Origin of the sequence: Acinetobacter sp. UBA6571 (assembly GCF_002434085.1) — a bacterium.
In the GTDB taxonomy this organism is placed as follows: Bacteria; Pseudomonadota; Gammaproteobacteria; order Pseudomonadales; family Moraxellaceae; genus Acinetobacter; species Acinetobacter radioresistens.
Map to the genome: position 1 here is coordinate 99,989 of NZ_DJJJ01000030.1, position 8,149 is coordinate 108,137.

Below are 8,149 nucleotides of genomic sequence, written 5' to 3' on the forward strand. Positions count from 1 at the left end.
TTAGCTTGGATATGTTAACGACCTGTTAAAACTTAACAACTTATAATTGAAATAGTCTAAAGCTGTCTTCATAGTCACTAATAAGAATAGAGTAATGACAGGAAATAAAATTATGAGCATAACTAAAAATCAACTACATGACCGCATTAAAGATTTACAGGTTCGTGCCTATAATATTTCGGAAAAATTGAATAATGCAGGGAATAAAGAATATCAGAGCAACCTGTTTATTCATTCCACAGGCAATGATGAAAGGATGGACTATGGTGTCGATTCAGCATGGTATGCCAAACTTTCTAATAAAAATGAATCTGTGAGAGATAATCTGGAAGTAATTTATCGCACTCTTATTGATAATGACTACAGTGATAACGAATTAAAAATTTTATCGGACAAACTGGAACATTATGCGCAAGAACTTGCAGCCATTGAGCAGGAATATCATCGCTAACTTTTGGAATTAATTTATTATATTGTAGAATACCAGACAGTTTCTGACATCTGGTATTCTTTAAAAATAATCATCAGGTAAAAATATCTATGCAATTTTTTGATTCTACTACAGCTATCATGCTAATAGTTACTATCATCCTTCTTCTGCTGGTTCGCTATTATTTTAAAAAATAATTTTCTCTCAACCTGTCTTGGTTAGCAAAAATTTTATTTTATATATCTATACTGCAACTTTTTATATAGCTAGCTGTTCTTCTATTTCGAGTAATTTTAAAGTAGATAAGAAATTATAAATATAGTAGAGCATTATGTGTGCTAATTATTTACCTATCCGACCTGAACATGCACATTTACTAGATTTACCGCAAATGACATTTGACTATCAGGCTGAAGTCTACCCTAGTGATCGGAGTCCGATCATTATTGCTCCAGAACAACAGCCTGAATGGCGCCGTGCCATATTTGGTCTGGTTCCGGTTTGGGCAGAGGATTTAAAAACAGTACAAAAAACTTTTAATGCCCGGAGTGAAACTGCAAGCGAGAAACCAAGTTTCAGACATGCGTGGAAATCAGACCAGTTTGCACTCATTCCAGTTGAAGTATTTTTTGAGCCTCGCTATATCGAGGGAAAAGCACAACGCTGGGGAATTTATCGTAAAGATGGCCAACCTTTTACAATAGCAGCAATTTATGAGCGCACAAAACTTGAAAAAGAGTTTATACATTCTATGTCTATGCTCACTATAAATGCTGAGAAGCATCCATTAATGTCACAGTTTCATAAGCCAGGAAAAGAAAAACGCTCTGTTGTAGTGATTCCACCCGAGCTACGTCTAGCTTGGTTACAAGCTACCCATCAAGAAGCTCAAAATTTTTTAACCAGCTTTCCTGCTGAAGACTTTATAGCTGAACATATGCCCTATTCAGCACAGCACGATTTTAATATCAATTCATTCTAAACGCAGTATAACTCTATCTTAGATCATAAAAATATTCTTGATCAGCTGGTTTAAGCTTTAACAGTTAGCTTTCTCAACTATTATTAATAAAATATAAAAATTTCTTATTGCGAAATTAATTTCTATTTAGCAAAATATAATAAAGACTTAAATAAACTATTTTGGAGAATATATGGAATTTAAAAATGGATTTGAATTTCTGATGGCCATAAAGGATGGGAAAATCAAGAGTCCTGCTGCTATGGCTCAAACTATTCCTATGCGTATTATTGATGTGCATCCTGGTCATATTAAATATGCAGTTACACCAGATGAACGTCATCTTAATTTACAGGGTTTAATTCATGGTGGCTTTTGTGCCACAGTACTAGATACAGCAACTGGAGGTGCAGTTCATACAACTGTTGAGAATGGAGTAAGTTTTGCGACACTGGATTTGAATGTCAAAATGATTCGGCCTTTACAGAAAGATAAAACATATATTGCCATTGGGGATGTGATTAATACGGGACGTAATATTTTAACGTCTGAAGCTCGTATAGTTGATGAGAGTGATAAAGTTTATGCTTTTGGTTCAGCTACTCTTATGATTACCAATCGTTCTTGAATTTTTTTGTGAAGTTTATGTTGAGAGGTTTGCTTTAAAAATTTAAAACTATACTTAGGCTATTTAATTGAGAATTAATTTACTTAGGCTATTACTTTAGTAGAGCGATAAATCTTACTGAGGGATCGTAGATTGCTTCACTGCTCGGTAATCATAGCGATCAAATAAAAAAATGAGTAATGCGATGCAGACTCCTAATATTACACATACTGGCCAGCCTCCATGTTTCCAGAAAAAGACCGCCAAAAATGAACCTATAGCTGCGCCACCAAAGTACATCGTCATATAAATTGAATTAATCCTTGAACGTGCTGTAGCTGAAATCCGGTAAACCAGATTCTGATTTAATACATGCAAGGCAGAAAGCCCGAAATAGGCTAAAATCACCCCTACTCCATACATCCATAATGATTGCTGAGCAAAATAGAGTGGTAACCAAGATATGATTAATAAACAGATGCATATGCGTGCTACATGGTCATCTTGACCACGGCTGATGAGTTTACCTGCCCAAGGTGTAGCAAAAACCCCTGCTAAACCTACAATTCCAAAAAGGCCAATCTGAAAATCGTTAAAATGGTAAGGAGCATTTGCTAAAAGAAAGGTCATCGTTGTAAAGATAAGAGTAAGCATCCCAAAGCCGAGTCCTCCTACAATACCCCTACGGATCAGATGGGGTTCATGAACAGCAAAGCTGAATAAAGACTGGTAAATTTTCCATATTGTTAAGCCAGATACTTTATTGGACTGAGGCAAGCGTTTCCACATCACCAGTGCAAATAAAAGTATGGTTATACCACTACCCAGATAAATATAGTGCCAAGACCACATGGTAGAGACTAACCCGGCTATTGTTCGGGCGGAAAGTATTCCCATCAGTAAACCACTCATCAGTATACCGACAAGTTCAGCACTTTTACGCGGACATACCAGATTGGAAATGAAGGGAATAAGTACCTGAGCTGCTATAGAAAAGAATGTGGCTAAAAATGTAAAACCATAAAGTACAGAAACTGAATGACTCATGGAAAGCCCAATCTGGGCAATTCCGGTTAAACACATGAGCAGGCAGATAAAACCCCGTTTCTCAAAAAGGTCTCCTAAGGGAACCAATACAAATAAACCGGCAGCATATGAAAGCTGACTAATCACAATTGTAAAGGCTGCCTGTTCTGCACTCACTGAAAGGCTTTCTGAAATTGAATATATTAATGGCTGATTAAAATAATTTGAGCCGGCGCATAAACCGCAGGTAATTGCCAGCATCAGAATCAGACCTCGTGACAGGTCATAATGTTCTGGCTGGCTATTTTGCATAAATGACATCCTTGTCTGGTTAAATTAAAACTTATAACGTGCTGACATATTAACACGTGAAATATCCGCCTCTTTTCCTGCAAGGTTTTCACGTTTACCATGATGATATTCTACCCCTAGATCTACGTGTTCCACTGGGGTATAAAATGCATTAACTACATGGTCAGTTAGGCGTTTATTACTTTCTGGATTGGCTTTGGCATATGCACTATTATCATCATATTGCAGTAATGAAGTTGCAATATTTGCTCGCCACTGGTCATTAAATTTATGAGAGTAACCAATACTCAGGCTATCAAATTCATTTAACAGTAACTCATTATTATCTGTATTTACAGAGAAGTCGCCGCCCCAGTTTGCGTTATCCGAGGTTGAACCCTGATTGGTATAAAATACAAACTTCTGGTCACCTTTCACATGGTAATAGTTCGCCTGAACTGATTGCTGAGCATTAAATTTATATTTGGCACCCGCTCCTACACCCCAACTGACTTTTTCAATATCACCAGTGGTAGCTTGTGCCTGCTTCTCGTTGATGAAGCCCTGCCCCATCAAATGCAATGGTCCATTCTTGTAAGTGTATTTACTGGTCAGGCTTGGAAATTCTGAAGTTCTTTCACCTGAATACTCAAGAGCCATCTGCAATGTATGTGCGGGGCTAAACTGCCACTGATAGCGGACTTGCGGATCACGCAGGATTGAAGCACCGAGTAACTGGGTAAAATCAACTGACTCAGTAATTGTTTCCATATTCGACATAAGCGACCATGTCTGGCCAAATAACCAGTCATCAAAACTGACATAAGCATGACGTATCCTGAGTTTGCCATCGCCTTTACCACTGTCCACCCAAAAGTCGGCTTCCAGCTTGGCTTTAACATCTTTACGTCCCCCCAGATGATTAATGTCTACTCCAAAGCGGCTGGCGGCTACGGTAAAATCTGAACGGTTTCCCTCAACTCCATCAAAAGGGACACTATTAATCTTATTACTGGTACGCCCTCCGCTTGAACGGCCTGTTGTACTTTTAAAGTCTACTGCACCATCCATACGCAAGATGCCATAAAAGTCGACATTGTCTTTCCATGAGGAAGTATTAATTTTCTGTGTTAAAGCCCGATCTTCCTGCTGCTGTGCTTGCAGAACATTTTGCTGCTGTTTTTGCTCTTTAAGCTCGGTCTTTAAGCGCTGTAATTCATTTTCCAACAGTAAAATACGCTGCTCGGTAGAATCGGCGAAAATACTCCCTGAGGCCGCAGCACAGGCTGCAGCTAAAATCATTTTTTTCATTCTTTAATCCTTAAAGATATTAAATCCGTATAAAAAGCTTTTTAAGTTCTGGCGTCGGCAAGTGCACATCCAGTCATAGACTGTAATTCTTCAAAACTTAAGCCTTCAACTATTTCCTTAACTAATGCTTTGCCATTGCTGAGTTCAATAATGCAGAGATCAGTATAAATCCGGTTCACACATTGCTCCCCTGTTACGGGATAAGTCAGTGCATTAACCACTTTAGGCTCACCATGCTTAGTCACATGTTCCATACATACGAAAATAGTTTTTGCGCCGACTGCAAGATCCATTGCACCACCTACAGCTGGTACTGCATCTGCTTCACCAGTATGCCAGTTGGCCAGGTCACCATTTACTGCAACTTGAAAAGCCCCAAGCACACAAATATCCAGATGCCCGCCGCGCATGATGTCAAATGAGTCACCATGATGCATAAAACAGCCACCATCCAGTAAAGTGACAAATTCTTTTCCTGCATTAATGAGGTCGGGGTCTTCTTGCCCTGGCTCTGGTGGTGCACCAAAAGCCAATATACCGTTTTCTGAATGAAGAATAATTTCCCGGTCTGTTGGCAGGTATTTAGAAACTTTTGTTGGCAGACCTATGCCTAGATTCACATAAGAACCATCGGAGATATCTTGTGCAATTAACTGTACAATTTGCTCACGTGTACGCTTCTGGATACTCATGCGCCTCCTCCTGGTAACTGAAATACATGCTGAACGAAAATTCCTGGTGTGACGACACACTCAGGATCTAATGTACCCAGCTCAACAATTTCATGAACCTGAGCAATTGTGATCTCTGCAGCTTTAGCCATAAGGGGGCCAAAGTTTCGCGCAGCTTTTCGATAAGTCAGATTACCCCAACGGTCTGCTTTGTCTGCATAGATCAGTGCATAGTCAGCTTCAATCGGATATTCAAGTACATAAGCTTTGCCTTTGATAATACGGGTTTCCTTACCTTCAGCAATCTTGGTCCCATAACCGGTCGGAGTAAATATTGCTCCCAGCCCTGCACCAGCTGCCTGAATCCGGCAGGCCAGATTGCCCTGTGGTACTAGCTCCAGCTCTATTTTTCCTGCTTTATAAAGTTCATCAAATACTTTGGTATTATTAGCTTTTGGGAAAGAACAGATCATTTTTTTGACCAGTCCAGCCATTAATAGCTTGGTCAGACCACGGTCACCTGAGGCTGCATTATTATTGATAATGGTCAGGTCGCGTGGGCCAAAGTCAATCAGGGCCTCAATGAGTTCAACTGGTTGTCCAGCTAGTCCAAAGCCGCTTGTCATGATACTGGCCCCGTCTGGAATACCCTTTAAAATCGTTTCAATATCCGGAGTGATTTTATTGATCATCTGAACTTTTACCTTCTCAAATATAAAAAAAGAGCAATGGTAAATACCATTACTCTGCTTTTTGAGGATTATATAAACGGTCTTTAATAAACAAGGCTGGAATTAAACCGCAAAGAAAATAGGCTACACCCATAATCAACAGACCTGTACCTATGGAACCGCCTTGTGCAAAGTAGCCAATAGTAACCGGCGCAAGTACTGCACCCAGACGGCCAATATTGTATGCACCGCCTACAGCTGTACCTCGAACCTTGGTTGGAAAGCTCTCTGTCATATAAGTTGCATTGATTCCGTATGGAATACCGTACAGAAAACCGAATAACAGCATTAGCCATAAAATATTGTCAGGCGTATTACCAAATACAATGATGGGAATAAAGATTGCTGTGCCCATTGTACCGAAGGCAAATACAGCACGGCGTCCAATCCGGTCTGCAATATAGCCTGCAATAATTTTTGTACAGATCATGATAAAGAATGTGCCGATCATATACATGGTCATTTCTTTAAACTTGATACCAAGATCGGATTCTAAATAGGCTGGCAACCAGTTACTTACCCCATAATAGCCGAACTGTAGAAAAGCAGTACTGAATGACCACAGGATGAACATGCGGCGGTTCATGACATCTGCAAAAATTGTCTTGAAAGCACCTTTAGGTTTAGGTTGGCTCTGATCTACTGAAGTGGTAGTGGTGAGGCGCTGGGCACGTGCATCTTTCCATGACTGTGGTTCAGGCACCAGAAAGTGCATGGCTACTGCCAGAACAATAGGAATAATTGAAATATAAAACAGCATGCGCCAGCCGAATTCAGGAATAAGCCAGCCTGCAAGTACCGTAGCCACAATTGAACCCAAGGTCCAGCCAGTCATAAGGGCAGCTAATACAGTCGAGCGATATTTTGTAGGCACATATTCAGCCATTAAGGTGTTACAGGCGATGTAGAGTGCCCCTAAACCAATCGCTGAAATAAAACGTAGTGTCACAAATTGCTGGTAACTTTGTGCAAAGCCCAGCCAGCAGGTCAGCAACGAGAATAAGGTAATTGCAATAACAATAACCCGCACCCGTCCAAAACGGTCACAGGCCCAGCCACCAAAGAAGCCACCAATTGCCATGCCTGCCAGTGTCCAGCTTCCGAGTGCGCCTGCCTGTATACTGCTTAAACCAAATTCAGCTTTCAGACTGGTTAGACTATAAGATAAAAAAGCAATATCAGCGCCATCAACCAATAAAGCCAGGAAGGAAAAAATAAAAGCAAATTTCCAGACTTTTGCATTTGTTGTGTTATCTGTTTTTTGAACAGCCTGATCCATCATGTCCATTTCCTTGTAATAAAAGGCATCTTAGCTTTGATGCCTTATCCCCATCATGTCCTCATTACGAAGACACTTCTTTAATCATGTTGCGTGCAATAATAATTTGCTGAATCTGTGTGGTTCCTTCATAAAGACGGAACAAGCGTACATCCCGATAGAAACGTTCAATACTGTATTCACTGATATAGCCAGCTCCTCCATGAATCTGTACACAGCGGTCTGCAACACGGCCACACATTTCCGTTGCGAACATTTTTGAGCATGATGCTTCTGTACTGATATTTTCACCCTGGTCACGACGACGTGCAGCATCGAGTACCATACATTTGGCTGCATAGATTTCAGCTTTGGAGTCTGCCAGCATGGCCTGGATTAACTGGAAATTGGCAATTGGCTGACCGAACTGTTTACGTTCAACGGCATACCGCAATGCGTCATCCAGCATACGTTCTGCTACCCCTACACTATAGGCTCCAATATGCAGACGTCCTTTATCGAGGACTTTCATGGCTGTTTTAAAACCGACCCCTTCCACTCCTCCAATCAGGGCAGAGGCGGGTACACGACAGTTTTCAAAGATGACGTCACAGGTATGTGAACCCTTCTGCCCCATTTTCTGATCAATTTTTCCAAGAGTAATACCTGGATTATCGGCTTCAACTAGAAAGGCAGAAATACCGCCTGAGCCTTTAATTTCAGGATTGGTTCTGGCCATTACGGTAAAGGTTGCAGCATGTGGAGCATTGGTGATATAGCGTTTAGTGCCATTCAGGATATAAAAATCGCCATTTTTGACTGCAGTCGTGCGTAAAGATGCAGCATCAGAACCTGATTCCGGT

The 8,149-nt window shown here is 40.6% G+C and carries 9 protein-coding genes; 3 read left to right on the forward strand and 6 right to left on the reverse strand.

Features of this window, described 5'->3' with window-relative positions:
* Window positions 1–112: 112 nt before the first annotated feature.
* The 3 genes from B3X18_RS04930 to B3X18_RS04940 all read left to right on the forward strand — a co-directional run bounded on the left by B3X18_RS04930 (window position 113) and on the right by B3X18_RS04940 (window position 2,019).
* On the forward strand, window positions 113–451 hold the full coding sequence (locus B3X18_RS04930; protein WP_005025972.1) for a hypothetical protein: 339 nt from the start codon (window positions 113–115) through the stop codon (window positions 449–451).
* A 310-nt stretch (window positions 452–761) separates the two neighbouring features.
* Window positions 762–1,412, forward strand: coding sequence for an SOS response-associated peptidase (locus B3X18_RS04935; protein WP_005025974.1), 651 nt, complete (start codon window positions 762–764; stop codon window positions 1,410–1,412).
* Between the two features lie 172 nt (window positions 1,413–1,584).
* Window positions 1,585–2,019, forward strand: a complete 435-nt coding sequence (locus B3X18_RS04940) for a PaaI family thioesterase (protein ID WP_005025977.1) — start codon at window positions 1,585–1,587, stop codon at window positions 2,017–2,019.
* 114 nt (window positions 2,020–2,133) lie between these two features.
* On the opposite strand, the gene B3X18_RS04945 is transcribed toward B3X18_RS04940, so the two are convergent.
* From B3X18_RS04945 to B3X18_RS04970, 6 genes are all read right to left on the reverse strand, one after another.
* Window positions 2,134–3,336, reverse strand: a complete 1,203-nt coding sequence (locus B3X18_RS04945; protein WP_034671047.1) for an MFS transporter — start codon at window positions 3,334–3,336, stop codon at window positions 2,134–2,136.
* Window positions 3,337–3,360: 24 nt separating this feature from the next.
* A complete protein-coding gene (locus B3X18_RS04950) occupies window positions 3,361–4,626 on the reverse strand; it encodes a DcaP family trimeric outer membrane transporter (RefSeq protein WP_005025982.1) in 1,266 nt (421 codons plus the stop codon).
* 41 nt (window positions 4,627–4,667) lie between these two features.
* The gene (locus B3X18_RS04955) at window positions 4,668–5,318 is read right to left on the reverse strand and encodes a 3-oxoacid CoA-transferase subunit B (protein ID WP_005025983.1); all 651 of its coding nucleotides are present in this window, start codon (window positions 5,316–5,318) and stop codon (window positions 4,668–4,670) included.
* Complete coding sequence (locus B3X18_RS04960; RefSeq protein ID WP_005025985.1) at window positions 5,315–5,989, reverse strand: 3-oxoacid CoA-transferase subunit A; 675 nt, start codon at window positions 5,987–5,989, stop codon at window positions 5,315–5,317. Before B3X18_RS04960 ends, B3X18_RS04955 begins: the two co-directional genes overlap by 4 nt.
* 49 nt (window positions 5,990–6,038) lie before the next feature.
* Window positions 6,039–7,310: an MFS transporter gene (locus B3X18_RS04965; protein WP_005014178.1), complete on the reverse strand. Its 1,272-nt coding sequence runs from the start codon at window positions 7,308–7,310 to the stop codon at window positions 6,039–6,041.
* A gap of 61 nt (window positions 7,311–7,371) precedes the next feature.
* On the reverse strand, window positions 7,372–8,149 hold a 778-nt coding region (locus B3X18_RS04970), incomplete at its 5' end, for an acyl-CoA dehydrogenase family protein (RefSeq protein WP_286935165.1).